This window comes from Streptosporangium sp. NPDC002607 (assembly GCF_053592655.1).
This window is the reverse complement of the sequence record NZ_JBSFWD010000064.1, coordinates 20334-45870: the sequence shown is the minus strand read 5'-3', so window position 1 is coordinate 45870 and position 25537 is coordinate 20334. Positions and strand designations below refer to the sequence as shown.

The window sequence follows — 25537 nt, the reverse complement described above, 5'->3', positions numbered from 1 at the left end:
GGCTGCGGGGGTGGATGTGGTCGAGGTTGAGCGGTAGGCCGCTCGCGCCGCAGTAGGCGCAGGTGCGCCCCCACTTGGCCAGCAGGTATTCGCGGACCTCGTACCCGGCGAGAGTGCCCCGCTGGTACTCCACTCCTTCGAGCGGCCGCCCGGCCGACAGGGCATGGGTGTCGAAAGAGACCTTTTCCACATGCACGGCGGTGACGGGCGCCCACCGGGTCAGCCGCGCCACCCACGACACGGTGGTGTCGACGCGGTGGCGTAGCGACGGCGCGAGCCACCCTTTCGGCTTGGTGCGGTTGAGGAACCGGGGGGCGCGGTAGCGCAGGTTCCGCGACCGCCTACCTCGCCGGTACGCGGCCCGCGAGGCGAGTCTGTCGCGGATCAGCATGCCCCGGTGGTCGAGCTGGATCGCATACCGTCCGGCCCGGCTCCCGTCATGATCGGTGAACACGGCCAGGCCGGTGTGCTTGGAGCCGGGGTCGATGCCGACCTGTACGCCTTTGATGGTCGAGGTCGCCGTATCGCGGTCTTTGAGGCGGATGACGAACGGGGTGTGGCGGTGAACCACCGCTCGCCCGGCCGCCAGTAGGCGGCGGGCACGGGCAGGGTGACAGGGGTCGAGTGGGTGGCCGCGCTTGTCGAGGACGAACACGGCCGGGTGAACCGCAAGGTTCGCTCCCTCCGGCGCCGAAGCGCCCTCGGGGTGACGCCGGTGCGGCGGTGCGGCCGGACCGGTCTCCCCTCGCCCATGGTGAACACCAGGTACCGCCGCGAGGCGGTGTCCGTGAGCCGTTTCGTGCCCACCCTCGGGCGTGTCTGCTCCCACGGATTCGAGAGCTTGGAGCTGAGGAAGCACCCCAAGGTCGGTCTGCGCTCTTGTGTTCAACGTAGCCATCTGGATCACACCTCCAGTTCGTGATGGCCAGGGCTGGTCAACACGGGGCTTCGAAGCGCATCACCGCGCCTCAAGCCCCCTCCCTCAGGAGGGGGTCGTTGACTCCACAGAGCGTAGTCAGCGCCCTGCCGCTGTCGCCCCCGGGTGCGAGCAGGAGCGCTCATCCGGTACCCGGCTCGCGCCCCTTCGGGAATTCACCCGGCGTCGGGGACGAAGTCACCGACCCGCTTGAGCTCGGCCGAGATGTGGGACTGAATCGGCTGGCCCATGGCCGCCATGTCGTACGCCCACATCAGGTTGCCGTTGACCAGGCCGTAGAGGCGGTGGCCTCCGGTGTACTCCTTGGCGGTGGCGGTGCGGGCCACCACGTCGGTATGCAGCTCGATCTTGTGAAAGACCACCTCACCGACGTAGACCTCCACGATGCCCGTGGGATGTGACAGGCACACCTCCAGCTGACGCCCGGGGAGCTGGCGCCAGAAACCGGTCTCGACGCCCAGCGGGCGGACCTTGTTACCCGCCTCGTCGAGCAGCCAGGTGCGGCTGTTGTAGGTCAGGAACGGCTTGCCGTTGTGGCCGAAGACGATTTCCTGGCCGAAGTTGAAACTCTCGATCGTCGGATATCCCCCGACGCCGGCGCCTTCCCACACGCCCACGAGGAAGGCGATCGGCTCAAGATCGGGATGCAGTTCGGGAACGTCCATGGGTCCGAGCCTAGGCCCTGTCGCACGACGCTCGCCGTGGTGAGGGCCGGGCAGACACTCGCTCGGCTCCGGCGCGTCAACGGCCCTCGACGGCCACCCGCAGCCCCAGCGCGACGAGGACCGTACCGCTGACCGCGTCCAGCCGACGCCGGATCACCGGGCGGCGGAACCACGCGCCGGCCCGCCCGACCACGGCCGCCAGCGCCAGATACAGGACGATCTCGATGACCACCTGGAGCACGGCGAGCAGCGCGGTCGTGGCGAACAGCGGCTGGTCGGCCGGTACGAACTGCGGATAGAACGCGATCATGAAGGCGGCGGCCTTCGGGTTGGCCAGCATCACCACCAATCCCTCGCCGAACGCCTTCCACCAGGTCAGCGCCGAGCCGGGCACCGGCTCCCCGACCGCGACCTCCTCGGCCACCCCGCCGGTTTCCCGCCCGCGCCACGCCGAGCGCCAGGCCTTGACCCCGAGGTACAGCAGGAAACCCGCGCCCACCACGCGCAGGACGAGGAAGGCCACCTCGGAGGCGGCTACCAGGGCGGCGAGCCCGGCGGCGGCGAGCAACGCCCACAGGTACAGACCGGCTTCCAGGCCCAGCACGGTGGGCACCGCGCCGGAGAAGCCGCGCAGGGCCGCACGGCGCAGGATCAGCGCCATCGCCGGCCCCGGCGAGGCGGAGATCAGCACCACGGCCAGGATGAAGGCGGGCAGGGAGGAGATGAGGTCCATGACGTTCATCATGATTGTGCGCGTACCACCTGTTCAACGCGTTTCGCGCGGAACGCGGCGGCCGCGCGTCGCCGGTGCCGTCACCGAAACGGTGTGGGTGAGAGTGATCGGCCGCCCCAACGGCGCACGATCCGCCGCGACCTCTGCCCTTCCTGACCGGCTCCACCACCGCACATCCAGCCGGTGCGAACGGCTACCCGTGAACCCGTTGATCGTTTCCGGCCACAGCACCGGCGGGACGGAGGAGGGAGCGGCGGCAACGCGGTGCGGCGCCGCCCGACCGACCGCGGTGGGCAAAAGATCCAGGAAACAGGACCTGGAACCGCCCTGATATGGTTCGCGCCCGCGAGGCGGACCCGCATAGGCTTCGGGCATGGCACGATCACTGGTGATCAAGGTTACCGTCGGCGAAGACTCACCCGAGCGCTGCAACCAGGCGTTCACGGTGGCCGCGGCGGCGTTGGCGAGCGGAGTCCCCGTCTCGCTCTGGCTGACCGGCGAGTCCGCGTGGTTCGCCCTCCCCGGACGGGCGAAGGAGTTCACCCTCCCGCACGCCGCCCAGCTCGGCGACCTGCTCGACGCGGTGCTCGCCGGCGGCAGGGTGACGCTGTGCACCCAGTGCGCGGCCCGGCGCGACATAACGGTCGACGACGTGATCGAGGGCATCCGCATCGCGGGCGCCCCCACGTTCGTCGAGGAGGTCTTGGGCGAAGGCGTCCAGGCTCTCGTCTACTGAACGCCGCCTGGTGAGGCACGCCCTCCGGCCGCCCGGCAAGGCCGGACGGCCGGTTTCCGGCGTCAGCCGGGCAGCACCGCGGCCAGGCGCTCCTCGCGGAGGCGCTCGAACCAGGAGTCGTCGATCGGCGGCAACTGGGCGCCCACCGCCCAGGTGAGCAGCAGGTCGGCGAGGCCTGGGTTACGGGCGAGCGCCGGACCGTGCAGGTAGGTGCCGACGATCTTGCCGGTGTAGCAGCCCTCGGTACCGTCGCCGTTACCCGTGCCGACCGCCGTACGCGCCAGTGGCCGGACACCGGGCCCGAGCCGGGTGACGCCCATGTGGTTCTCGAAGCCGGTCAGCGTCGGGATGCCGAGCGCCGGGTCCGCCTCCCCGGCCAGCTCACCGACGGCCCGGCCCGCACCGCGGCCGCTGGAGATGTCGATCAGGCCGATGCCGTCGACCGGCTGCCCCTCCTCGCCGCCGAAGGTGGTGCCCATGATCTGGTAGCCCGCGCACACGGCCAGCAGGGCCGCGCCCCGCTGGATGGCCCGGTGCAGGCCGCCGTCACGCCGCAGCCGCTCGGAAGCCAGGATCTGCGGCCGGTCCTCGCCGCCGCCGATCAGGTAGATGTCACCGCTCTCCGGGACCGGGTCGGCCGAGCGCACGTGCACGGTCTCGACCGGGATGCCGCGGCGCCGGGCGCGCTGCTCCAGGACCAGGACGTTGCCCTGGTCGCCGTACGTGCTCAACAGGTCCGGATAAATCCAGACAAGGCGTAGAGCGCTGTCAGACTGCACGACCGAACTCCGATCGAATCTGCTGGAAGGCGGTGTAATTGGCGATCACGTCGACCTTGCCCGGCGGTTGCGCGCCGAGCGCCTGCTCGAACGATCCGGCCAGCTGGAACGGCACGTCCGCCACATCCAGCCGGAGGGCGAGGTCGAGCCGCCGCTCACCGGTCACGAAGACCGGCCTGCCGCGCAGCACGCGGTAGTCGACGTCCCACAGCCATGAGGTGTCGCGGCCGTCGGGGCCCTGGGCGTTGACCGAGAGGATCACCGGTAGCGAGGAGTCGAGCACGTCGAAGGCCTCCAGCCAGCCGGCCGGGTTCTTGGCCAGCAGCAGCCGGGCGTGCCGTCCGTCGCGCTCCACGGTGGTGTAGCGGCCGGCGACCGACCTGACCTCGCGCAGCCGGGGCAGCGCCCGCTCGACGGGCAGCCCGAACGCCTCGGCGGTGGCCAGCGCTATCGCCGCGTTGGCCCGGTTGGCCCGCCCGGGGAGCTGGATGTCCAGCACCCAGCGCTGCCCGCGCGGGTCGATCACCGCGTCGTCGTCGAGCACCCAGGACGGCTCAGGCCGCCGGAAGGTGCACTCGCGGCAGGCCCAGTCGTTCTCCCCGGCCTGCGAGGAGGCACCGGAGCCGAGGCTGCCCGGCGGAACGTACTCCATGCCCTTGCGGTCGAGGGGGCCGCCGCACTCGGGGCAGCACCAGGAGTCCTCCTTCCACGGCTGCCCGGCCGACACCCAGGTGACCGAGGCCGCGGTGGAGGCGCCCCAGGTCACCAGCGGGTCGTCGGCATTGGCGATCACATGGGTGTTCTTGCCGGCCAGCGCCCGCCGCCACTTCTGGGCGAGCAGCCAGATCTCGCCCGCCCGGTCCATCTGGTCCCGGCTGAGGTTCATCAGGCAGATGACCCCGGCGCCGGTGGTGTCGATCACCTCGGGCAGGTACTTCTCGTCGACCTCAAGCACCCCGTACGGGGCGTGCTTGGCCGACGACAGTGCCGAGACGTGCCCGGCGGGCATGTTGGCGCCGAAGGCGTTGGTGGCGACGTCGCCGAGATCCGACAGTGCGGAGGTGATCAGGCGGGTCGTCGTGGTCTTGCCGTTGGTCGCGCTCACCAGCGCGAGCTTGCGGTCGCGTGCCAGCTGGCGCAGCAGGTCGGGCTCCAGGAGCATGCTGACCCGGCCTCCGATCACCGACCCGTCTCCGCGTCCGGTGACCCGGGACAGGGTCGCGGCCGTCCGGCCGAGAGCGGTGGCGAGCTGCGCCCGCAGCGGAAGCTGAGTCATGCCGTCTCCTCGCTTGGCGACCGTTCGCGGGACGACCCGGCGGCCGGCCGGCCCGGCCGCGGGGCCGGAATCGCCGAATCGTTCATGCCGCAGATCTTAGCCGGGCTTCGGCACCCCCACCCCCGGACGGCACGTCACACACCCCGGCCGGTGATGGTCAAGCGTAAAGGCCGCAGACCAGACCGCTCTCACCATACGGCGGGAACGAACTCCACAGGCTCGCAGCGGGAGATGTGGCCGGATATCCCTCCCGGCCACGCCTCACTGCTCGGCGAACGCGAGTTCGACGGGTTCCTGCGAATCGGCGTCGAACGGCAGCACGAACCGGTGCGGCCACGACAGCACGCTCTCCAGCCAGCCTGCCCCCATCGTCTGGGCCACGTGCCGGAGCCGCTCGGCCGGGTCGATGCCGATGGTGACCGTGAGGATGTCGCGCTCCACACTCTCGCGCTCGTCGTCGCCGAGGATCACCCGCCAGGCCAGTTCCCGGTTGCGGTCCACCTCCATGGAGAGCGGGTGGTGGCGGAGCGCCTTGGCCCGGTGGCCGAGCAGCTCGGAGCCGCCCGCGGGCCGGTTGAACAGGGCGTACTCCATGACCGGCGCGGAGCCGCGCGGGTTGGGCGCGGGCTGGCCGTGCGGGAAGAGCCGGTCCACCTCATGCAGCCACCGCACCTGCGGGATGACCCAGGCGGGTCCGGGCCGCTCGCCGGGGTCGCGATCGGGACCGAGCAGCCTGGTCGCGATCGCGGCGACCTGCTCGGTCAGCTTGGCCGGGTCGTGGACGGTCCGCAACGACCACGCGCGGCGGCCCACGCACCGTTCGGCGGTCGTGGCCAGCAGGCATTCGCGCCGCCGTGCCGGGAGCTCCGCCCAGAGGTCGGCCAGCGCCCGGGGCACCCCGGGCGCCGGCCTGTTGGTACAGAACGCCAGCACCAGCGTGTCCGTCCAGATCCGCAGCCAGGCCCACTCGGGCGCCTCGGCGAGCAGGTCCGCCTCGCGCAGTTCGACCAGCGTGCACGCCCGGCCGTTGCGGCACTCCTGCCCGCACGCCGCCGAGCGGCGGCCGCAGATGGGCGGCGTGTGGCCGGGGACCGGGCGCTCGCGGTCCTCGCCCAGCGGCACCTGGATGCGGAGCGGCCGGTCCATGCCGTCGGCGAAGACCGCGGCGACACCGGGCGGGAGCGAGACGACCTGCCGGGACTGCTCCTCGCTCAGATTCGTCGCCGCCCCGACCAGCCGGCGGTCGTCCTCGGCGGGGAGCCTGTGGATGACCTTCAGCGCGGTGTTCTTCACGACGTCGGAGACCAGTTTCGTGGGAATCTGCTCGGCGACCACGATGCCCTCGCCGTACGCGCGGATCTCGGCGAGCATGCCCGCCAGGAGCTCGACGGCGTGCGTGCTGGCCCGCCCCGCGCCCCGGTCGCGAAGCAGCCGGTGCGCCTCCTCGATCACGATGACGTGCTTCAGCCCGCTGCTCCGCTCCTTCCTGGCCCGCATCCGCAGGTGCTCCACGATCCGGATGATCAGCGTGCCCATCAGGAACGCCTTGTCCTCGTCGTTGGCGACGTCCTCGATCGCGAGCACCACGTTGCGCTGGAGCAGGTCGCCGATGTCGGCGGGGTGGCCGCCCTCGAAGAACCGGCCGGCGGAACCGACCCGGAGCGACCGCAGCCGCAGCGAGATGAAGCCCTCCACATCGGCCTGGACCTCCCGCCCGTAGCCGATCTCCTTGATCACCTCCATCGCGTGCCGCTGCAGCTGTTCGAGGGTCGGCACGGCGGGCCGCACGGCGGCGCCGGGAGCGGCCCAGCCGGTGACCACGTCCCACCCGTTGGCCTCGTACACCCGCTGCAGGGCGAGTGACATGATCTGCGGGAACGGCTCCTCGGCGTCGAAGGCCGCCATGAACAGCGCCCGGACCATGTCGATGTGGGCCTGGACCGGATAGCCGGGTTCGGGAGCGAGCGGGTTCACGCTGAACGGCACGCTCTCCGGGGCGGACGGGTTGATCACGGTCACCGGGGCGAGGTGCTCGATCCGGCCGCCCATCGAGGCGTACTCGGACTTCGCCGGCTCGATGGCCAGCCACGGGACGCCCGCGCCGGTGAGCTGTTCCAGCAGGTGCCTGACGGTCTGGGACTTGCCGGAGCCGGTGGCGCCGGTGACGAACGCGTGCCGGTTGAGGGTGGCCAGCGGGACCCTGAACGAGCCGACCGGCCTGTCCTGGCCGTCGAGGATGGCCCCGAGCTCGACGGCCGGCGTGCCGGGCGCGGTGTCGGCCTCGCTGGTCACGTCGAAGAAGCCCGCGTCGAGCACCCGTACCCCCGGCACCTCCCGGTGCGGCAGCCCGGCGAGGGCGGCGAGCGCCCCGGCGGTGGCCGCGAACGGGGCGGCGGCACCGTCCGCCGGATCCTGCAGGGTCACCGCCAGCGCCTCGGCGAAACCGTGTACGGGGCCGGACAGCGCGCTGCGCAGGCGGTAGGGGTGGTGGCTCATCTCGGCGGAGCCGACGAGCACCGGGGCGATCTGGCGCAGTTCCTCGGGACCGGCGGCCCCGGCCAGCAACCGGACGTTCCACAGCCCCGCCTCGCGGAAGGCGTCCAGCTCCTGCATGCGCCGCTCGGCCCGCTCCGCGTCGTAGCGGGAGCGCTCGGAGGCGTCGCCGTACTGCCGCAACACGTTGAGCTGGGTGCGCAGGTGCGCGACCTCGGCGTCCAGCAGGTCGGTCTGCTCGGCCACCACCAGCCAGGCGAACGGCCGGGACATGAGCGTGACCAGCGTCGACTCGAAAAGCGTCGGCCGCCTGATCTCGTCGGCGTCCGGCTCGCGACGGCCGCCGAGCGGCGGGGCCTGCCGGCCGGGGCAGATGGTCCACACCAGGTCGGACAGGTCGCGGAGCCACTCGTCACCGATCCGGACGCCGCGGGCGCCGCTGGGAAAGAGCAGCGGCTCGGGACCGCCGGGGGCGTGCTCGACCTCGGTGGCGGCCCTGCGGGGCGGGCGCGGCGGAGTCAGCGGCCCCGCGTTGGTGATCAGCTCCAGCGGGGCGCCGGACCCCCGTGAGAGCCAGCCGACCACGAAGGGCCGGTTGCGCTGGGCCGTGGAGAGCACGGCGGGCAGGACCGTGACGAAGTCCCACTCGGCGGAGGAACTGCGCGAGGGCGCTGTGATCGCCTGGATTCTGTACCAGGGACCGGTCAGGGCGTTGGGCGGACGGGACACACTTGGCTGCATTTGGTCTCCACCCGGGGGACCCGGCTCCAGGCCGGAGGGTTGACGCTTCACGGATCACTCCGCCATACCGGCCGACGCGTAATCGGGGGTAGGTCACCCCCGTAACCACGGTCGAACCTGACTCGGGGCTCGCACCTCCACATTGACCATCCCATTACGACATACGGACGCCCCGTTGGCATGCCCGGCGATACCGTCCCCGACGGGATCATCGCTACCCGGATCCCCACCGGCCGAATCCCCGCCCACCGGCTCGTCGGCGGTGCGGGCCCGGACCTCATTGGCGGCGGCGCCAGTCGAGCCTGGCCGGAGGCGGGCCGAGGTTGGGCGGCGCGTCCTCGAACGGGCTCGGCTCGCGTGGCTCCGCCTTGCTCTCCTGTACGCGCTCCAGCACGGCTTCCTTGATCTCGTCGAACTCGCCCAGCGTCGTCTTGGGGAAGGTCAGTATGGCCGGATTGGCATCGGCGAGACGGACCCTGCGCCCCTCGGCGGTGGCGTCGGTGACGATCACCGAGGTGGTGGGAAGCTGCTGGAGCTGGTGAGGCTCGACGAGGAACTCCCGGGAACGGTGCAACACCCGCTCCGTCTCCCCCATCGCCTTGGTCGCGCGGCGGCCCCACTCGGTGGAGAAGGTGATGTCCTCCTTGAGGTCCGCGCGGCTCACGTCGCGCTCGTCGTCGCCCTCCTCCGCCTGGCCGACCGTGGAGATGTAGCCGCCGTCCATACCGGCCCCGGCGGCACTGATCGTCTCGGTGAGCTGGGCGAGCTCCAGGCGGTGCTCGGTGCCGACGTGCTCGCTGGCGATCCGGGCGTCCTCGGCGTTGCCGAGCCGCATGAACGTGACCGCCGCATGCCCGCGCCCGAGCCGTTCCCGCACGGTCGGGGTCAGCGAGCGATAGGTGAGCACCAGCCCGGTCCTGGAGGTCTCGCAGGCGTCCATGAGCCGGTCCAGCACGTCACCGCGGAGCTTGTCCGCGCCCGCGACGATGATCGTGTGGTACCAGGGCCGCTCGGAGGCGGGCGACTGGCGCAGGATGTGGGTCAGCGCGGTGGCCACGTACGTGCCCAGGACGCGGTTACCGAACACGCCCGCCTGGCGGTCCATCGACACGACCCGCAGGCGCGCGGGCGGCAGGCGCACCGCCTCCGAGCCGAGGGTCTCCAGCTTGCGCAGCTGCGACTCCAGCGCCCAGGCCCGCTCGATCACCACGCGGTCGCTGACGCCACGGCCGAAAAGCGTGCCGATCCGCTCCAGCTGGGTGGCGGTGATCAGGCCGCACCGCAGGTCCTCCCGGGGGTCGCCGACCTGGGCCAGGGCGCGCAGCGCGGCGGTGACCTGGTTGATCGTGGCACTCTCACCGAGGACTTCCAGCACCCGCTCCAGGATCGCGTTGTCGAACGACAGGTCCCTGGTCGTGCGGTGCTCCTCGCTGACGCTCACGACGTGGGCGAGGACGTCGGCGAACGCCTCGGGGGCCAGCGTGGCACCCAGGTCGAGCTTGGGGAGGTCGACCGGCAGCACCCAGACCAGCGGGTCGTCACCGCCCCTGCGCGCCAACTCGATCAGGTCCTTGGCGATCGCGCCCTCGGACAGGTCGAGCACGGTCAGGTGGCCACCGCTGTAGAGGCGGGTCGCGCCGAGCAGTGTGATCAGCGCCGACCAGCCGGGCAGCGTGCCGCCGGCCACGTCGATCCGGTCGATCTCGTCGGGCACGGCCACCGCGTACCAGGTCAGCTGGCGGTCGTGGCGCTCCTTCTTCTCGGCCCACTCCCGGTAGCGGGCGGCGTGCTCCTCCTGGGCGGCGAAGAGCTCCCGATCCCGTTCCTCCCGTAGCCGGTCACCGGCCACCTCCCGCTCCCTGATGCGGTGGCGGACCGCCCGGTCGCCCTGGTGGACGGCGTAGCTGCAGAACACCGCGATGCCACCGGCGGCGATCACCCCGACGACGGCGAACGACCAGCTCAGCATCTCGGTGAGGCCGAGGACGAGGATCAGCGTGGCGAGTGCGGCCATGAACGCACGGACGATCTTGACCGGCCGGTTCAGGAGGTCTTCGTTGAGGCGTTCCCTGCGCACCCATTCGGGGTCGACGGGCTCCGCGGGATTCTCCACCGGCGAGGGTCGTTTGGGAGCCGGACCTGGATCCGGGTGCAACAGCGCATACTGCCAGCCCAGGTAGATCCGGTCCGCCTGGAGTTGCGCATGCTCGGGATGCACGTCCGCCACGGAACCCCTCCGCCATCGGGCTCATCGGAAGCCTCTGAGACAGCGTAAGAGTTCGACATCATATTCGGGCAGCGTTCCCGTCAATCCGCTGTATTTTCCCCAGTTTTACCACCACTTAAGGGATCGATGAGTCGGATGGGATGGACGTCGCCGATCGCCATCGGCGCCCACGCTCCCTCCCCGAAAGTGACGACCTTCCTGACGACGCCGGGGATCGCCGGACCGGCGTCGTCCACTCCCGGCCACCGGGGTCCACATCAGCGGATCAGGTTCCACGCCACCGCCGCGATCTCCTCGGCCGGACGGGACGGATGCTCTCCCAGCCAGTACGTGAAGAGCCCGACCAGCGCGCCCGCCACATGATGGGCGTGGATCTCCGGTGGCACCTCGTCGTGCCCGGGGGGCCGGGAGCCCGCCGCGAAGGGGCCGCGCAGCTCCGCGACCAACGCCTCGCGCAGCCGCGCGCAGAAGCGGGCGCTGCCGGAGGGTCCGAGCATCCGCCGGTAGAGCGGGGCTCGCTCACCGACGTGTTCGAACAGCGCGACCAGCGACGCCGGCACCGGCCCCGGCTCCCGGTAGGGACACCGCGCGGCCTCGGCGGCCAGTTCCTTGAACGCGGCCTCCATGGCATCGAGCACGAGGTCGTCGCGGTCACGGTAGTGAACGTAGACCGTGGCCCGGTTCACCCCGGCCAGCTGGGCGATCTCGGCGACGGTGATCGAGTCGGGATCGCGCGCGGCGGTCAACTCCAGGGCGGCGGACCGCAGCCGGGCGCGGGTTCTGCGGATTCTGGGATCGTCTCCGGGCACGCCGTCAACTTTAAACGACACCTGTCGAATAAACGACACCTGTCGTTTGTTGTAGCGGCCATGAAGCGCATCGAAGTCTGGGCCGACATGGTCTGCGCGTGGGCCTACATCGGCAAGCGACGGCTGGAGCAGGCCGACCTCGGCGCGGACGTGGAGATCGTCTGGCGCCCGTACCTCATCGACCCGATGGCTCCGGCACGGTCCGAGCCGCTGCAGGACGCCCTTCGCGACCCGGTCGCCGAGGGTGCCCTGCGGGCCTGCCACCCCGTCCTGACCCCGGCCGAGAACCGGGCCCGGGTCTCGCGCGTCGCCGCCGCGGAGCGGATCGGCGAGCGCGCCGACGACGGCGGGCGGCGCTGGGGAGCGGTCTGGCGGGCGAACACGTTCGACGCCCACCGGGTCGTCGCCCTCGCCTACGGCCGCGGCGGCGCGGCGCTCCAGGACGCGGTCGTGGAGCGGATCCTGCGTGCCCACTTCGTCGAGGGCTCCGACATCGGAGACCGCGGCACGCTGGCAGCGCTCGCCGCCGAGGCCGGACTCGGGGGCATGACCGAGGCTCTGGAGCGCGGCGAGGGGGCGGCGGAGGTCCGCTCCGAGCTGCTGCGCGGCAAGGCCGCCGGCATCGCCACCTCGCCGACCTTCGTGGTGGGTGACACGGCGGTCGCGGGCGCGCAGCCGCCCGAGGTCCTCGCCGACCTGGTGCGGCACGCCGCTCCCCGGCGGGAACTCCCCGACGAGGTCAGGTGGCTACGCCAGGCCGAGGCCCTGCTGGGTGTCAGAGATCCCCTCGGCGCCCTGCGGACCCTGGAGCCGTTGATGGCCGAGCACGGCGGGGACCCCGCCGTCCGCCTGCTGGCGGCCCGCGCCTACTTTGGTTCGGCCCAGCTAGGCCGGGCGAGCGAGACGCTGGAGTCGCTGCTGGAGCGCACCCCCGGTGACCACTACGCCCGATTCCTGCTGGGCAGGACCCTCGAACGCGCCAACCGCCACCCCGAGGCCCTGCCACACCTGCGCCTGGCCGCGGCCATGTCCCCAGAGCCCGACTACCTCGACGCCCTCCGGCGCGTCGAGCACCGGCTGGCCGGCTGACCTGGCCTGACCAAAAGGACCGGCACTCCCCCGAGGGAGTGCCGGTCCTTTTTACCGAGCCGGCTCGGCGGGCGTCGGACCGAAGGGTCAGACGGACACCGCGAGCTGGGTGACCTCACCCAGGCGGGCCTGGGCCGGGATGTCCTTGGTGACGCCGCCGCCCGCGATGATGCGGACGGTCCAGTCACCGGGGGCGGCGAAGAAGCGGAAGATTCCCTCCTCGGACACCACGACCTCACCGGTGAACTCACCGGAGTGGTCGAGCAGACGGGCGTAGGCCGTGCCCGCGCCCGTGACCACGCCCTGGATGACGGCCTGGTTCGTAAGATCGATCCCGGCCGGAAGGGCAATCGTCTGTTCCGGAGCAGCGCATCCCTGAGTCATTATCGAGCCTCTCCCAGTTCGATCGGCACGCCGACCAGCGAGCCGTACTCAACCCATGAACCGTCGTAGTTCTTGACACTGGCCTGGTCGAGGAGCTCGTGCAGCACGAACCACGTGTGGGCCGAGCGCTCCCCGATGCGGCAGTAGGCGATGATGTCCTTGCTGAAGTCGACACCCGCGCCCTCGTAGAGGGCCTTGAGCTCCTCGTCGGACTTGAAGGTGCCGTCGTCGTTGGCAGCCTTGGACCACGGGATGTTGCGGGCGGTGGGCACGTGGCCGACACGCTGCGCCTGCTCCTGCGGAAGGTGCGCGGGGGCGAGCAGCTTGCCGGTGAACTCGTCGGGCGAGCGCACGTCGACCAGGCTGAGCTTGCCGATCGCGGCGACGACCTCGTCGCGGGAGGCGCGCAGGGACCGGTCCTGCTCCTTGGCCTTGTAGTCCGTGGCGGGGCGGCTGGGAACGTCCTTGACCAGCTCGCGGGACTCAAGCTCCCACTTCTTGCGGCCACCGTCGAGAAGCCTGATGTTCTCGTGGCCGTACAGCTTGAAGTACCAGTACGCGTAGGCGGCGAACCAGTTGTTGTTGCCACCGTAGAGAACCACGGTGTCGTCGCCCGCGATGCCACGGGCGGACAGCAGCGCCTCGAAGCCCTCGCGGTCGACGAAGTCACGGCGGACCGGGTCCTGCAGGTCCTTCTTCCAGTCGACCTTCACGGCGCCACGGATGTGGCCCTTGTCATATGCGCTGGCGTCCTCGTCCACTTCAACGAGAACGACACCGGGGGTATCGAGGTTGGCCTCGACCCAGTCAGCGTCGACCAGGACGGCGGAGCGGCTCATTTTGATCCTCCAGGATCATCGTGCGGCGGGTAGTAGGCGGCGAATGATCAAAAACATCTCGCAGCCGAGACAGAAGCCGAAAGCGGCGTTGAGAAATCCGGCGAAAAGTGCCGCCGCGGTGGCCCCGAGGGCCAGCGGCGTGATCTGTGCGACGTATCCGACCAAGCCCACCAGGGCGAAGGTGAGGCCGACTCCCTGCGCGAAGCGCGGCGGGCCGGCGTCCTCCAACTCCTTCGGAGGGCTTTTCACTATCCCTTTGAAAACCATCCCGTACGGCGAGAGGCCGAGAGTGCCCAGTGCGAACGCCACGGCCTGTGCAACCAGCAGCCACGCACTGCCCGTCACGAGGACGAGCGCGAGCACGACTGTTGTGACGGCCGCGGTGAAGCGGAGAGCTCGGGGATCAGCTTGCATCGCTTGATGCTCCTGAAGGGTTGTGCAGATCGGTGCGGCTCGACGGCCGCTTGAGATCGCCCTTTAGGAAATACGACAGAGCGCGGTGGTCACGCGGCAGAAATCAACCGCGCGCCGCTTTGTGAGCAGCTCTGTCGTGGGGTTCATGTCCACGACAGTACCCCGGCGTCCCGCCATCTGTCACATCCCTGTCCAATTTCTGAGACGTGATCATTTGAGGAACGATAGGGTGACCCGTTCATCCGTCGATCACCAGACCTAGAGCGCCGATCACGTCGGCCTTCCTGGGCTGGCCGGATGCGCGCCGCACCACCCGCCCTGACGCGTCGAGGACGAGGACGGTGGGGGTGCGCAGAATGTTCAGCGACCGGACCAGATCGAGGTGGGACTCCGCGTCGATCTCCACGTGCGCGACGCCGGGCACCATCCCCGCCACCTCGTCGAGGATCCGCCGGGTCGCCCGGCACGGCTGGCAGAAGGAGCTGGAGAACTGCACCAGCGTGGCCCGCTCCCCCAGCTCCGCGTGGATGTCGCCGGACGTGAGCCGCTCCACCTCGCCCCTCACCTCTCGCGCCACGCCGTTCCGCCGCCGCGCCACCACGCCCACGAGCGTGGCGAGGGCGAGAGTGACGACCACCACCGTCAATCCGGTCACGGAACACGACAACAGGCGGGCGCTCCGAGCCATTCCCGCGCCGCTCAGCCATCCGGCGCCGTTTCCGCGCCCGGAACGCCCCCGCACCGAACGCCCTCGCCTGCCGCGCGGCCCCGGCGGCGCCGGACAGGCTCAGGGGACGTCGACCGTGAGCAGCACCCGTCCTTCGGCGGTGGCGATCTCGAACGACGTGATGCGCTCCGGTGGGATCGTCGTGGTGCCCGTGAAGGCGCCCGACTTGTCATAGGCGGCCCGGTTGACGGTCCAGTTGCCCGCCGTCTCCCTGACGCCACCGTCCCCGATCACGTCCAGCCGGCAGCGCGTGCCCTTGGCCACGCCGGTGAGCACGACCTTGACCGTGGTCGCCCCCTGTCCGGCGGACGCGGTCACCACCGCGCGGATCGTGCCGTCCCCCCCGGTGACCCGCAGGTCGCTCGGGGCGAGCAGGAGCTGCGAGTCGGCGCTGGGCGCGGAGGTGGGAGAGGCCTTGGCCCTGGCTTCGGGCGCGGAGGCCGAGGCCGAGAGAGGCTCGGCGTACTCCTGAGTGCTCAGGTCCGCGGCCGACTCGGGCGCGGCGGACCCGGCGACCGTCGCGACGTCCCCCGGGGACTGGATGACGGCCCAGAAGGTCCCGCCACCGAGCCCGACCACCAGGACCGAGGCCGCCAGGAAGAGCATCAGCCGGGTGATGCGACGCCGCTTGACCTTGGCGCTGAGCAGCCGCTCCAGCACCGCCGTAGGCGGGCTCGCCACCTGCGCCACATCGTCCTCGGACACCCTGCCGAGGAACGTCGCCACCCCGTTCAGCTCGGCGAGCTCCGCCGCGCACTCCGCGCACTCGGCGAGATGGGCCTCGACGAGCACGCGCTCGTCCGGCTCCAGGGCTCCGAGCACGTAGACCCCGAGCGACATCCGTACTTCGTCACAGGTCATCATGGCGCGAGCCCCCGCTCCTCCAGCGCCAGCTTGAGCGCCCGAAGCGCGTAATACGTGCGCGACTTAACCGTTCCGGCGGGGATGCCGAGCGACGCGGCCGCCTCCGCGACGGATTTCCCCTGGTAGTAGACCTCGGCCAGCACCTCGCGGTGCTCGGGCCGCAGCGCGGCCAGTGCCTCGGCGACCGCCCACGACTCCACCGCCCGCTCCAGCTCGTCATCGGCGGGCACCACGGCGAGCGCCTCGTCGCCCGTCTCCGGCGGGCGCGCCTTACGTGCCCGGTGCTGGTCGACGACGAGATTGCGGGCCACCGTGAACAGCCACGCGCGGATGGAGCGGCCGGCGAACGCGTTCGGATGGCGCCAGGCCCGCAACAGCGTCTCCTGCACGACATCCTCCGCTCTCCCCGAGTCGCCCGTCAGCCGCAGCGCGTAACCGTAGAGTGGCCCGCCGTGCTCGTCGAAGAGCGCTCTGACGAGCTGCTCGTCGGCGGTTCCGGCTTGACTCACATCCCCACGACGTACGGCGGGACGATCCGGTTCAGACACGGGGCACGTTCAGCCTCTCAGCGGCACATCGGAGGCCTCACCCGAGATGCGCAGGCCCTCGGGCGCGACCTTGATGTCGGTCAGCTTGACGTCGTACGGCAGCTTCCCGATCGGGATCCGGAAGTTGATGAACCGCTCGGGATCGGGCACCGGGATGCCGCCGCCCAGGGTCACCTTCCCGGGGACGAGTTGCAGGCCGCCCTCGACGATCTCGACCTTCAGCGCCGCCTTCACCGGCACCTTCTGCCCCAGCACGGTGATCTCCCCGCTGACGTTGAGCGCGTCGCCCACGACGTCGACCTTGATCCCGCGGGGCGCCCGCTGGCTGAGCGTCTTCACCGGGACGACCACCGACCCCACCACGCGCTCGGCGCGCATGTCGACCTGCTGGGGGCGGAGCACCAGGTCCGCAAGCGGCGCGGTGACACCGTAAAGGGTGAAGTCCACGCTCGACAGCGCGACACCCGAGACGGTCATCGCGCCTGCGGCGACCTTGACCTCCTCGTAGCGCCCGGCGATCGCCTGGGTCAGGAAGGGGATGCCCTCGATGGTGACCTCTGGCGGGGACTCCAGGTCGTACTTGGCCGTCGCCTGCGTGGCGATCTCACGCTGGACTCCGGCGACGGCGACCCTGTCCAGGATCGCGACGAGAGCGAGCAGCAGGACCAGAAAAACGATCAGCTTGCGCATCCGACTCCCTGTTCATTCTCCGGCCCGAGGGGGCCCGTTCGCGTGCCCTCCCCCTGCAATCCTGTACGAAACGCCGTGCCGGCGACAGCACCCGATCAACCCCCCGCGAAGGGCGGGAGCACCTCCACCGTCGCCCCCTCGGCCAGGACTATCGTCTCGTGCGCCCGTCTGCCCACCGGATCCCCGTTGACCAGGAACGACGACCGCTTCAGCACGCGGGCCAGCTCTTCACGGCCCGGTGTGATTTTCGTCATCAGCTCGGCAAGGGTCTCGGCCTCGAAAGGCTCCTCCGCGATGCCCGCCGCGTCCTTGGCCGCGGCCCAATATCTGACAGTGCCCGTCGCCACCTGTGAATCAACTCCTCGAACACACACAGGGTTACCACACCATTACGGCGAATCCACTCGGAGAACCGGTGTTCACCAGGTGGACCTTCGCTGGACGCTTACTCCTCGTGGGTTATCCTCACGTACTACGGGACCTGGGCAACGTAGCCCCCGGGTCCTTACGTGTTTGTACGGCTATCGCCGACATGACGCGGGAAGGAGGCATTGTGAGCAATCTCCTACTGCTCACCAACGCCCTTGAGCCCTCGACTGAGGTGCTCCCGGCGCTGGGGCTGCTGTTGCACTCGGTACGTGTCGTGCCCGCGGAGGCGTCCGCCCTGCTCGACGCCCCGCCCGCCGACGCGATCCTGGTGGACGCACGCCGCGAGCTCGTCCAGGCCAAGAGCCTGTGCAGGCTGCTCCGCACCACGGGCGTTTCCTGCCCTCTGGTGGTGATCGTCACCGAGGGCGGTCTCGCCGGGCTGACCGCGGAATGGGGTGCCGACGACGTCATTCTCGACAGCGCCGGTCCCGCCGAGGTCGAGGCGCGGCTCAGGATGGCCGTGGGCAGGCTCAACCTGGCCGCCGCCGAGGAGGTGCCGGACGAGATCCGCAACGGTGACCTGTCGATCGACGAGGCCACCTACACCGCCCGGCTCCGCGGCCGCGCGCTGGATCTGACCTTCAAGGAGTTCGAGCTCCTGAAATACCTGGCGCAGCACCCGGGCAGGGTCTTCACCCGTGCCCAGCTCCTCCAGGAGGTCTGGGGATACGACTACTTCGGCGGCACCCGTACCGTGGACGTCCACGTCCGGCGGCTCCGCGCCAAGCTCGGCGCCGAGTACGAGGCACTGATCGGAACGGTCCGCAACGTCGGTTACCGGTTCGTCCCCGAGCGCGGCAACGAGGCCGTCGAGGAGCGCGAGCCCGCCCGCCAGTAGGACGAGCGGTTCCCACCCCGCGACGATCGCCGCGCGGGAGCGGGAGACGGGCACTCCCGCCGCGATCGGCACTGGCCTCTCTCCAAGGTGCCAGGTCGGCCGCCGACCGGTGAGTTCGCGCGCCCGCGGCCGTACCGGTGCCTCCGCGCCCCGTGGGCCCGGGTTCCCGGCATCACGCCAGACCCACCGGAGGCATCCGGCAGGTCTGACGCGTGCGTCGTGCCTTTCGCCCCTGTTACGGAGCGACCGTGATGTGGTTGGGAACCGGGGGCGTGATCAACGGGTTCGCCGCGAAGTGGGCGGCGAAGGCGTCGATGTCGAGCGGGCCGCTCCACAGGTCGGTGCCACCGGTGAAGGCGGCGAACGCGTCACCGCCACCGACGAGGAAGTTGTTGGCCGCGACCCTGATCGTCTGGGTGTCCGTCACGCCGACACCGTCGATCTTCATGGCGGAGATCTTCGAACCCCACGGCGCGCTCGCGCTGTAGGTGTAGGTGAAGTTCGACGAGGGCTGCAGGATCTTGGTGAACGGCTGGGCGTTGGGGCCGCCGGTGAACTGCTGCTCCAGAACGGTCTTGAGCTGCGCACCGGTGAGCGTGACCGCCTGCATGAGGTTGTTGAACGGCTGGACCGTGAACGCCTCGCCGTACGTCACCACCCCGTCGCCCTCACCGGCGGGCGAGCCCGCGTAGGTGAGGCTGGCCCGCACGCCGCCCGGGTTCATCAGGGCGATCTGGGCGTTGCCGCCGGTCCTGGTCGCGGCGAGCTGGCCGTCGGCGATCAGGTTGCCCAGCGAGGACTCGCCGGATGCGGACGCGGCGTTGGTGATGTCCGCGGTGATCTTGCCGATCGGCCGGTTGGCCACCGGCGCGACGCGGTCCTTCCAGGTCTGGACGAACGCGCTGATCTCCGGGTCGGGGGTGACGGTCCTGGTCACGACCTGGTTGTCGGCCACGACAGAGGAGCGCACGACGTCGCGGGTCTTGACGTCCACCTGGAAGTCGACCTTGGTGATGACCCGGCCGAAGGAACCACCCTGGCTGTAGAGGCGGCTGGCGCCCTTGGGGTCGGCCACCGTGCACAGGTAGGCCTGGTGGGAGTGGCCGCTGAGGATCATGTCGATCTCGGCGTCGACCTGCGTGGCGATCCGGTTGCCCGCGCCCGGCTGGGCGCTGCAACTGTCGGGCGACTGGCCCGCGGTGACCTGGTCACCCTCGTGGACGAGCACGACCTGGGCCTTGACTCCAACGATCTTGAGAAGCTTGGACGCGACGTTCGCGGCCTTCACCTCGTCGATGAAGTCGAGGTCCTTGATGCCCTCCGAGGTGACGATGCTCGGGGTACTCCCGGTGACCAGGCCGATGAACCCGATCGGCACGCCGTTCATCCAGCGGATCGCGACCGGGGGCAGGGCCGGGATGCCGTAGTCCTTGAGCAGAGCGCGCAGCGAGGGGGTGTTCGTCCCGCCCAGGGCGTCCAGCGCCTGCTTCTCCGCGCCCTGCGCCGGCCGCTTGAAGACGACGTTCGCGCCGAGGTAGCTGTAGGCCGCGCCCTTCCACCTGCCCGCGGGCGAGCAGCCGTCCACCGGGTGGCAGCCGCCGTTCATGATCCGCCTGAGCTCGGCGTACCCCTCGTCGAACTCGTGGTTGCCCACGGCGGAGGCGGTGACGCCGATCTTGCCGAGGAACTCCACCGACGGCTCGTCGTGGTAGGCCGCGGAGATCAGCGGGGTCGCGCCGATCAGGTCGCCCTGGGCGACCTTCAGCGTGTTCTTGTCGGACAGCTGCTTGAGGTGGGTGGCGACGTAAGCGGCGCCACCCGCGTCGACCGTGGCGCCGTTCTCGTCGACCATGCGGCCGGAGGAACCGGTCGGCGGCTCAAGGTTGCCGTGGAAATCGTTGAGGGAGAGCAGGCGGACCGGCACCGTCTTGGCGGGCTTGTTGCCCGCCTCGGCTGGCCCAATCGCAAGCGTGACACCGGCCCCGGCGAGCACGCACGCCATGGTCAGCCGCAGGAAGGAACGAGACATCATGGTCCACGACACTAAGGGGACTATCTGTGCAAGGAATGTCCGAGAGATAACGATTCACCCGACCGGTAGCTGGCGGCTTTTGCCAGTCCCCGGTGCTCTCCCAGGACGTGTACCCGCCTAGAGTCCAGAACATGAATGTGCGTGTTGAACACCGGGGGCTACTCGGCGAACAAGAGGTGTCCGAGGTCCTTGCGGTGGTGGATGCGGCCACGAAGGCCGACGGGGTCCGGCCACTCAACGAACATGTCATGCTGCACCTGCGCTACGGCGGCGACGAGCGGGCCGGAGCCGTGCTCCTGTACGCCGGGGACGACCTCGCGGGCTACGCCCACCTGGACCCGACGGACCCCGTCGAGGGGCCCAGCGGGGAACTGGTCGTCCACCCGGCGTTCCGCGGGCGGGGATACGGACGGCGGCTGCTGCGGGCCGTACTCGACCGCGCCGGCGGGCACCTGCGGCTGTGGGCGCACGGCGGACACCCGGCGGCCGATGCCCTCGCCCTGTCGGAGGGGTTCGAAAGGGCGAGGTCGCTGTGGCAGATGCGCCGCCCCCTCACCGCCGACATCGGTGGCTTCGACCTCCCCGAGGGCGTACGGCTCCGCACCTTCGAGCCCGGCACCTCAGACCAGGAGGCCTGGCTCGCCCTCAACGCCAAGGCCTTCGCCGACCACCCCGAGCAGGGCGCGTGGACGCTTGACGACCTCAAGCTGCGCGAGCGGGAACCCTGGTTCGACCCGGCCGGGTTCTTCCTCGCCGTACGGCCCGGCGGCCCCGAGGGCCGCGACCGGCTGGTGGGCTTCCACTGGACCAAGGTGCACGGCGACGGCGACCACGCGCACGAGCCGATCGGCGAGGTCTACGTCGTCGGCGTCGACCCCGCCGAGCAGGGCGGCGGCCTGGGCAGGTCACTGACCCTGGCGGGCCTGGCCCACCTGCGCTCGCGAGACCTGACCCACGTGATGCTGTACGTCGACGAGAGCAACTCCGCGGCGATCCGCCTGTACCAGGGGCTGGGTTTCACCCGCTGGGACGTCGACGTGATGTACCGGAAGGGCAGTGCCTGACGGACTTGAAGTGGACCAGGTCCCCCCGAGGGATCTGGTCCACCTGGAGTACTACTCGATCATCCAGTGCAGCGCGAAGTAGGACAGCGCGGCGACCAACGCGGCGGCCGGGATCGTGAGAACCCAGGCGGTCACGATGTTGCCCGCGACGCCCCAGCGCACGGCGGAAAGGCGCTTGGTGGCGCCGACGCCCATGATCGCGCTGGTGATCGTGTGAGTGGTCGAGATCGGGGCACCGAAGCCGATGGCCGCGGTGTAGAGCACCGTCGCCGCGGCCGTCTCCGCGGCGAATCCCTGTGGGGGGTCGAGCGCGATGATCCGGCGGCCGAGCGTCCGCATGATCCGCCAGCCTCCCGCGTACGTGCCGAGCGAGATGGCCGTGGCGGCGGCGAGGATGACCCACTGCGGGATCGGGTCGCCGTCATGCTGGTAGCCGCCGACCACGAGGGCCAGGAAGATGACGCCCATGGTCTTCTGCGCGTCCTGGAGACCGTGACCCAGCGCCATCGCCGCCGCGGAGACGGTCTGCGCGTACCGGAAGCCCCGGTTGGTCTTCGACGGCTGGGAGCGCCGGAACCCCCACAGAATGCCGATCATGATGAGCCCGGCGAGGGTGAAGCCGATCACCGGAGACAGGATCATCGGGATGACGACCTTCTCCATCACCCCGTCCCAGTGGACGTTGCTCGCCGAGGCGAGCGCGGCGCCGACCAGACCGCCGATCAGCGCGTGACTGCTTGAGGAGGGAAGGCCGAAGTACCAGGTGATGAGGTTCCAGGTGATCGCGCCGATCAGGCCCGAGCCGACGATGACGAGACCGTGGCTTCCCTGTGGAGCGTCGATGATGCCTTTGCCGACGGTCGCGGCCACCTGCGTACCGAGGTGCGCACCCAGGAAGTTCATGGCCGCGGCCATGAAGAGCGCGGCCCTCGGCGTCAGCGCGCGCGTTGAGACGGAGGTCGCGATCGCGTTCGCGGCGTCGTGGAAGCCGTTGGTGTAGTCGAACACCAACGCTACGACCACCACGCCGATGACGAGTGCGAGCGTGAGATCCACTTAACTTTCCTTGACCGCGATCGACTCGATCGTGTTGGCCACGTGCTCGAAGGCGTCGGCGGCCATCTCGAGCTGATCGATGACCTCCTTCATCTTGAGGACGGTCAACGCGTCGTACTCCCCGCCGAAGAGCTTGGCGAGAAGGCGGCGGTAGACCTGGTCGGCCTGGTTCTCAAGCCGGTTGATCTCGATCCAGTACTCGTTGAGGTTCTTCATCGAGCGCAGCCGTGGCATGGCCTCGGCGGTGAGCTCGGCGGCACGTTCCAGAACCTCGACCTGCCGGACCACCTCTTTGGGGAGGTGGTCGATCTGGTAGAGGACGATGAGGTCGGCGGCCGCCTCCATGTAGTCCATCACGTCGTCGAGGTTCGAGGCGAGACGGTAGATGTCCTCGCGGTCGAAGGGGGTGATGAAGCTCTCGTTGAGCCGGTTCATGATCGCGTGAGTACGCTCGTCACCGGCGTGCTCACATGCGCGCATCTTCTCGGCCAGAGCTTCCCTGTCCGATCCGTCACTGATGATCTCTACCAGCAGACGGGACGCTGTGACGAGGTTGTTCGCCGAGTCTGCGAACAAGTCGTAGTAGCTGTCCTCACTTGGTGTGAGACGGAGGCGCACGTCGTTCTCCAGATGTGCGGGGATGGTCCGCAGAGAAGGGTACGGGTTACCAGCGGAAATGCGAACTTCACCCGCTAGACACGCACTCTTCCCGATGTCGCTACCCGGCGCATACCCGGCGACACACAGCTTGAGGCAGCCTTGAGGGCATCTTTCCGCTGACCGTTTTGCTGGTTTTCGGCCACAGTATGACGAAGACAGGCCAAGTATGGGACTTCTCTACCCCTGAACGCCATCCGGCACCTTCCCCGTACCTCCCTCGGAAACCCCCGCGTCCAGTGCCCTTCCCGCACGGTTCACCAAGGTCGCCAGGGCTCGTCGGCCTCCCGCGAAAAATCAGGGTGATTTCCATCACGATCGCCCGTTAACCCGAATTTTGCCTGCTCACGGCAGCCCTACTCACGGACCCGCTCCCGCGGCCTCTCGCCCCTCGGAGTCCCCGGGCGCTCCCCTTCTTCGGAGGGTTCACCCCGCCACGACAACCCGCCCCGGCGTGAAAGTTCACTTTGAATTCACCGTTAGTTCATCTTTGGCGGAGAATCCGCCTCCGGGATCTGATCCCGGATCTCAGATCGGCGTCCGGTGGAAGTTGAGGTACGAACGGCTCGGCGTCGGTCCCCGCTGCCCCTGGTAGCGGGATCCGTACTTCTCCGAACCGTAGGGATACTCGGCCGGCGAGCTGAGCCTGAACATGCAGAGCTGGCCGATCTTCATCCCGGGCCAGAGCTTGATCGGCAATGTCGCGACGTTGGAGAGTTCAAGCGTGACGTGCCCGCTGAAGCCCGGGTCGATGAACCCTGCCGTGGAGTGGGTCAGCAGGCCGAGCCTGCCCAGCGAGCTCTTCCCCTCCAGCCGCGAGGCGATGTCGTCCGGCAGCGTGACGACCTCGTACGTGCTCGCCAGTACGAACTCCCCCGGGTGCAGGATGAACGGCTCGTCCTTGTCGGGCTCGACCATCCGCGTCAGGTCCGGCTGCTCGACAGCCGGATCGATGTGCGGGTACCGGTGGTTCTCGAAGACCCTGAAGTAGCGGTCCAGGCATACGTCGACACTGGACGGCTGGATCATCTCCGGCTGGAAGGGATCGATCCTCACCCTCCCCGCCTCGATCTCGGCAACGATGTCACGATCGGAAAGCAGCACGTGAGGCAACCTACCAACGCCACGCCCTCCCGGGAGCGTCGGCACAGACCTCGATCCCGCTTCCCACAGTGGACGAGAGCCACCCAACTTCCGCTACAGTGGTGGGGCGGCACACCGCTGCGGGTGTAGTTCAATGGCAGAACATCAGCTTCCCAAGCTGACAGCGCGGGTTCGATTCCCGTCACCCGCTCCACTCCCTCGTTCAGCTTGACCGGGCGATCCCTTGATCACTACTTAAGCTTTCGATCTTCATTGGCATACCGTGGGCAGACCACACAAAAACGATCTTCCAAATTCCCTTTGGTAGCCATCTGACCAGCTGAAACTGGCTCGACGGCAAGCATCAACAGCGGGTTGACGGCGGCCCGATCCTCCTCCTCCCAGCTCATGTCCCGGTATGAACACTTACGGGGGCATCGGTGAAGCAGAGGCGTGAACCCTAGGACGGAGAGGTGACCGCGATGACACGGGCGTTGCCCGCGCAAACCACGGACGCCGTGATCATCGAGCAGTCCTGGCGGGAGCCTGAGCGCTTCTCCGCCATCTTCGACCGCTACTACACAGAACAAGACCTTCACGCCGCCCCGCGACGATCAGTGGATCTACACCAAGGACCGGAGGCAGAGCTTGCGCGATTGCGATGGCAAGCACTTCACCTCGCAGACACCGCTGCTGAACACGGTCGACGAGTTCTGGACGCGAGCCGACGGCAAGCGGGTCGGCTACAAGGTGAACGGCAATCTGCAGACCTCCGCCCCAGGATGGATGCGCCGGAGAACATCTATGCCCTGCTGGCCGCACTGCCGACCGACCCCGACGCGCTACTGGCCGAGTTCCGTAAGATTCACGAGATAGAAAGCGCCGATCAGGACGACTGGATCTTCGAGCGGTTCGCCACCTCCCTGTCCCAGAACATCGTCCCCCGGACCTGCAGGCCGCCGTCTTCCGGGCGACCGCCAAACTGCCCGGCGTGATGGTGAACGAATCGGTGGTCGACGCCGACGGCCGTGCCGTGCTGTCGGTTTCCCGCAGTCGAGGGGTGGCGCGACTTCGAGATCCTGCTGGATCCGACGACCTACGCCTACAGAGGCAGGCGCGAGACCGCGATCAGGGATTACGAGGAGCGCTACCCGCAGCCGGGCATCGAAAAGTTCACAGTGAAGGACGGCAAGCGCGTCCCGATGGCCCCGCATGTGGAGTGGAGCATCGAGAAGGGGACAACCTGGCAGATGCCCACCTGTACCCAGGTGGGCATCGTCAACGAGGCGGGACAGAAGCCGTAGGCCCGGCTCAGGACCGGCTCTGGCGGACTCCGCCCCGCCACATCTCCACGATTACCGGGGAGCGGTGATGTCCGTGATCGGGTCGCCCTCCACCAGCACCACGTCGCCCCGGAGCCCGGGCGC

At 69.5% G+C, this 25537-nt stretch carries 27 protein-coding genes and 1 tRNA gene; 7 read left to right on the top strand and 21 right to left on the bottom strand.

Annotated elements, in window-relative coordinates:
* The 3 genes from iscB to ACWD3H_RS41395 form a co-directional block, all read right to left on the bottom strand.
* The coding region (gene iscB, locus ACWD3H_RS41405) for an RNA-guided endonuclease IscB (RefSeq protein ID WP_451958901.1) at positions 1 to 655 on the bottom strand (655 nt) is incomplete at its 3' end.
* Positions 656 to 1092: 437 nt separating this feature from the next.
* Positions 1093 to 1602 carry an FABP family protein gene (locus ACWD3H_RS41400; RefSeq protein ID WP_355557248.1) on the bottom strand — a complete coding sequence of 170 codons (510 nt, stop codon included), beginning with the start codon at positions 1600 to 1602 and terminating at the stop codon, positions 1093 to 1095.
* A 76-nt stretch (positions 1603 to 1678) separates the two neighbouring features.
* A complete protein-coding gene (locus tag ACWD3H_RS41395) occupies positions 1679 to 2347 on the bottom strand; it encodes a LysE family translocator (protein WP_451958900.1) in 669 nt (222 codons plus the stop codon).
* Positions 2348 to 2708: 361 nt separating this feature from the next.
* Here ACWD3H_RS41395 and ACWD3H_RS41390 point away from each other — a divergent pair, with 361 nt between their 5' ends.
* Complete coding sequence (locus ACWD3H_RS41390) at positions 2709 to 3071, top strand: DsrE family protein (RefSeq protein WP_451958899.1); 363 nt, start codon at positions 2709 to 2711, stop codon at positions 3069 to 3071.
* 62 nt (positions 3072 to 3133) lie between these two features.
* On the opposite strand, the gene ACWD3H_RS41385 is transcribed toward ACWD3H_RS41390, so the two are convergent.
* From ACWD3H_RS41385 to ACWD3H_RS41365, 5 genes are all read right to left on the bottom strand, one after another.
* Positions 3134 to 3850 (bottom strand): type 1 glutamine amidotransferase, encoded by a 717-nt coding sequence (locus tag ACWD3H_RS41385; RefSeq protein ID WP_355557236.1) that lies wholly within the window; start codon positions 3848 to 3850, stop codon positions 3134 to 3136.
* Positions 3840 to 5126, bottom strand: coding sequence for a MurT ligase domain-containing protein (locus tag ACWD3H_RS41380; RefSeq protein WP_355557233.1), 1287 nt, complete (start codon positions 5124 to 5126; stop codon positions 3840 to 3842). The genes ACWD3H_RS41385 and ACWD3H_RS41380 overlap by 11 nt, the downstream gene beginning before the upstream one ends.
* A 261-nt stretch (positions 5127 to 5387) precedes the next feature.
* A complete protein-coding gene (locus tag ACWD3H_RS41375) occupies positions 5388 to 8360 on the bottom strand; it encodes an ATP-binding protein (RefSeq protein WP_355557230.1) in 2973 nt (990 codons plus the stop codon).
* A gap of 277 nt (positions 8361 to 8637) precedes the next feature.
* On the bottom strand, positions 8638 to 10587 hold the full coding sequence (locus tag ACWD3H_RS41370) for a hypothetical protein (protein WP_350911174.1): 1950 nt from the start codon (positions 10585 to 10587) through the stop codon (positions 8638 to 8640).
* Positions 10588 to 10844: 257 nt separating this feature from the next.
* A complete protein-coding gene (locus ACWD3H_RS41365) occupies positions 10845 to 11396 on the bottom strand; it encodes a TetR/AcrR family transcriptional regulator (protein ID WP_451958898.1) in 552 nt (183 codons plus the stop codon).
* Between the two features lie 60 nt (positions 11397 to 11456).
* Here ACWD3H_RS41365 and ACWD3H_RS41360 point away from each other — a divergent pair, with 60 nt between their 5' ends.
* Entirely contained in the window at positions 11457 to 12485 is a 1029-nt protein-coding gene (locus ACWD3H_RS41360; RefSeq protein ID WP_451958897.1) for a DsbA family protein, read from the top strand.
* An 87-nt stretch (positions 12486 to 12572) separates the two neighbouring features.
* Here the strand turns inward: ACWD3H_RS41360 and ACWD3H_RS41355 are convergent, their stop codons facing one another.
* From ACWD3H_RS41355 to ACWD3H_RS41315, 9 genes are all read right to left on the bottom strand, one after another.
* Entirely contained in the window at positions 12573 to 12869 is a 297-nt protein-coding gene (locus ACWD3H_RS41355; protein WP_350911168.1) for a DUF1416 domain-containing protein, read from the bottom strand.
* Entirely contained in the window at positions 12869 to 13708 is an 840-nt protein-coding gene (locus tag ACWD3H_RS41350) for a sulfurtransferase (RefSeq protein WP_451958896.1), read from the bottom strand. Before ACWD3H_RS41350 ends, ACWD3H_RS41355 begins: the two co-directional genes overlap by 1 nt.
* Positions 13709 to 13723: 15 nt before the next feature.
* Complete coding sequence (locus ACWD3H_RS41345; protein WP_355557217.1) at positions 13724 to 14122, bottom strand: DUF4395 domain-containing protein; 399 nt, start codon at positions 14120 to 14122, stop codon at positions 13724 to 13726.
* A gap of 63 nt (positions 14123 to 14185) precedes the next feature.
* Entirely contained in the window at positions 14186 to 14269 is an 84-nt protein-coding gene (locus ACWD3H_RS41340; protein WP_350911956.1) for a putative leader peptide, read from the bottom strand.
* A 91-nt stretch (positions 14270 to 14360) separates the two neighbouring features.
* Entirely contained in the window at positions 14361 to 14777 is a 417-nt protein-coding gene (locus ACWD3H_RS41335) for a thioredoxin domain-containing protein (RefSeq protein ID WP_433372241.1), read from the bottom strand.
* Between the two features lie 132 nt (positions 14778 to 14909).
* A complete protein-coding gene (locus ACWD3H_RS41330; RefSeq protein ID WP_451958895.1) occupies positions 14910 to 15713 on the bottom strand; it encodes an anti-sigma factor family protein in 804 nt (267 codons plus the stop codon).
* Complete coding sequence (locus ACWD3H_RS41325) at positions 15710 to 16222, bottom strand: sigma-70 family RNA polymerase sigma factor (RefSeq protein WP_030924537.1); 513 nt, start codon at positions 16220 to 16222, stop codon at positions 15710 to 15712. The genes ACWD3H_RS41330 and ACWD3H_RS41325 overlap by 4 nt, the downstream gene beginning before the upstream one ends.
* Before the next feature lie 48 nt (positions 16223 to 16270).
* Positions 16271 to 16951, bottom strand: a complete 681-nt coding sequence (locus ACWD3H_RS41320; RefSeq protein WP_451958894.1) for an LmeA family phospholipid-binding protein — start codon at positions 16949 to 16951, stop codon at positions 16271 to 16273.
* A gap of 95 nt (positions 16952 to 17046) precedes the next feature.
* Positions 17047 to 17298 (bottom strand): MoaD/ThiS family protein, encoded by a 252-nt coding sequence (locus ACWD3H_RS41315; RefSeq protein WP_350951827.1) that lies wholly within the window; start codon positions 17296 to 17298, stop codon positions 17047 to 17049.
* Between the two features lie 206 nt (positions 17299 to 17504).
* On the opposite strand from ACWD3H_RS41315, the gene ACWD3H_RS41310 reads away from it, so the two are divergent.
* On the top strand, positions 17505 to 18218 hold the full coding sequence (locus ACWD3H_RS41310) for a response regulator transcription factor (RefSeq protein WP_355557207.1): 714 nt from the start codon (positions 17505 to 17507) through the stop codon (positions 18216 to 18218).
* A gap of 235 nt (positions 18219 to 18453) precedes the next feature.
* Here ACWD3H_RS41310 and ACWD3H_RS41305 read toward each other — a convergent pair whose 3' ends face one another.
* On the bottom strand, positions 18454 to 20250 hold the full coding sequence (locus ACWD3H_RS41305; protein WP_451958893.1) for a bifunctional metallophosphatase/5'-nucleotidase: 1797 nt from the start codon (positions 20248 to 20250) through the stop codon (positions 18454 to 18456).
* Between the two features lie 131 nt (positions 20251 to 20381).
* Between ACWD3H_RS41305 and mshD the strand changes: the two genes are divergently transcribed.
* Positions 20382 to 21314, top strand: coding sequence for a mycothiol synthase (gene mshD, locus ACWD3H_RS41300; protein WP_355557202.1), 933 nt, complete (start codon positions 20382 to 20384; stop codon positions 21312 to 21314).
* A 51-nt stretch (positions 21315 to 21365) separates the two neighbouring features.
* On the opposite strand, the gene ACWD3H_RS41295 is transcribed toward mshD, so the two are convergent.
* The 3 genes from ACWD3H_RS41295 to dcd form a co-directional block, all read right to left on the bottom strand.
* Positions 21366 to 22370, bottom strand: coding sequence for an inorganic phosphate transporter (locus ACWD3H_RS41295; RefSeq protein ID WP_355557199.1), 1005 nt, complete (start codon positions 22368 to 22370; stop codon positions 21366 to 21368).
* A complete protein-coding gene (locus ACWD3H_RS41290; protein ID WP_030924556.1) occupies positions 22371 to 22988 on the bottom strand; it encodes a DUF47 domain-containing protein in 618 nt (205 codons plus the stop codon). It abuts the gene before it with no gap.
* A 567-nt stretch (positions 22989 to 23555) separates the two neighbouring features.
* A complete protein-coding gene (dcd, locus tag ACWD3H_RS41285; protein ID WP_350911147.1) occupies positions 23556 to 24131 on the bottom strand; it encodes a dCTP deaminase in 576 nt (191 codons plus the stop codon).
* Positions 24132 to 24250: 119 nt separating this feature from the next.
* Between dcd and ACWD3H_RS41280 the strand changes: the two genes are divergently transcribed.
* The 3 genes from ACWD3H_RS41280 (at position 24251) to ACWD3H_RS41270 (ending at position 25414) form a co-directional block, all read left to right on the top strand.
* Positions 24251 to 24324, top strand: a tRNA-Gly gene (locus ACWD3H_RS41280).
* Between the two features lie 259 nt (positions 24325 to 24583).
* Positions 24584 to 25105, top strand: coding sequence for a hypothetical protein (locus ACWD3H_RS41275; RefSeq protein WP_451958892.1), 522 nt, complete (start codon positions 24584 to 24586; stop codon positions 25103 to 25105).
* A gap of 33 nt (positions 25106 to 25138) precedes the next feature.
* Positions 25139 to 25414, top strand: coding sequence for a hypothetical protein (locus ACWD3H_RS41270; RefSeq protein WP_451958891.1), 276 nt, complete (start codon positions 25139 to 25141; stop codon positions 25412 to 25414).
* Positions 25415 to 25537 lie beyond the last annotated feature (123 nt).

Excerpts from the sequence above, each read along its gene's own strand:
- mshD (WP_355557202.1), top strand. The coding sequence starts at position 20,382 with ATGAATGTGCGTGTTGAACACCGGGGGCTACTCGGCGAACAAGAGGTG.
- ACWD3H_RS41305 (WP_451958893.1), bottom strand. The coding sequence starts at position 20,250 with ATGATGTCTCGTTCCTTCCTGCGGCTGACCATGGCGTGCGTGCTCGCC.
- ACWD3H_RS41350 (WP_451958896.1), bottom strand. The coding sequence starts at position 13,708 with ATGAGCCGCTCCGCCGTCCTGGTCGACGCTGACTGGGTCGAGGCCAAC.
- ACWD3H_RS41360 (WP_451958897.1), top strand. The coding sequence starts at position 11,457 with ATGAAGCGCATCGAAGTCTGGGCCGACATGGTCTGCGCGTGGGCCTAC.
- ACWD3H_RS41355 (WP_350911168.1), bottom strand. The coding sequence starts at position 12,869 with ATGACTCAGGGATGCGCTGCTCCGGAACAGACGATTGCCCTTCCGGCC.
- ACWD3H_RS41395 (WP_451958900.1), bottom strand. The coding sequence starts at position 2,347 with ATGATGAACGTCATGGACCTCATCTCCTCCCTGCCCGCCTTCATCCTG.
- ACWD3H_RS41330 (WP_451958895.1), bottom strand. The coding sequence starts at position 15,713 with ATGATGACCTGTGACGAAGTACGGATGTCGCTCGGGGTCTACGTGCTC.
- ACWD3H_RS41380 (WP_355557233.1), bottom strand. The coding sequence starts at position 5,126 with ATGACTCAGCTTCCGCTGCGGGCGCAGCTCGCCACCGCTCTCGGCCGG.
- ACWD3H_RS41375 (WP_355557230.1), bottom strand. The coding sequence starts at position 8,360 with ATGCAGCCAAGTGTGTCCCGTCCGCCCAACGCCCTGACCGGTCCCTGG.
- ACWD3H_RS41320 (WP_451958894.1), bottom strand. The coding sequence starts at position 16,951 with ATGCGCAAGCTGATCGTTTTTCTGGTCCTGCTGCTCGCTCTCGTCGCG.
- ACWD3H_RS41400 (WP_355557248.1), bottom strand. The coding sequence starts at position 1,602 with ATGGACGTTCCCGAACTGCATCCCGATCTTGAGCCGATCGCCTTCCTC.
- ACWD3H_RS41390 (WP_451958899.1), top strand. The coding sequence starts at position 2,709 with ATGGCACGATCACTGGTGATCAAGGTTACCGTCGGCGAAGACTCACCC.
- ACWD3H_RS41345 (WP_355557217.1), bottom strand. The coding sequence starts at position 14,122 with ATGCAAGCTGATCCCCGAGCTCTCCGCTTCACCGCGGCCGTCACAACA.
- ACWD3H_RS41340 (WP_350911956.1), bottom strand. The coding sequence starts at position 14,269 with ATGAACCCCACGACAGAGCTGCTCACAAAGCGGCGCGCGGTTGATTTC.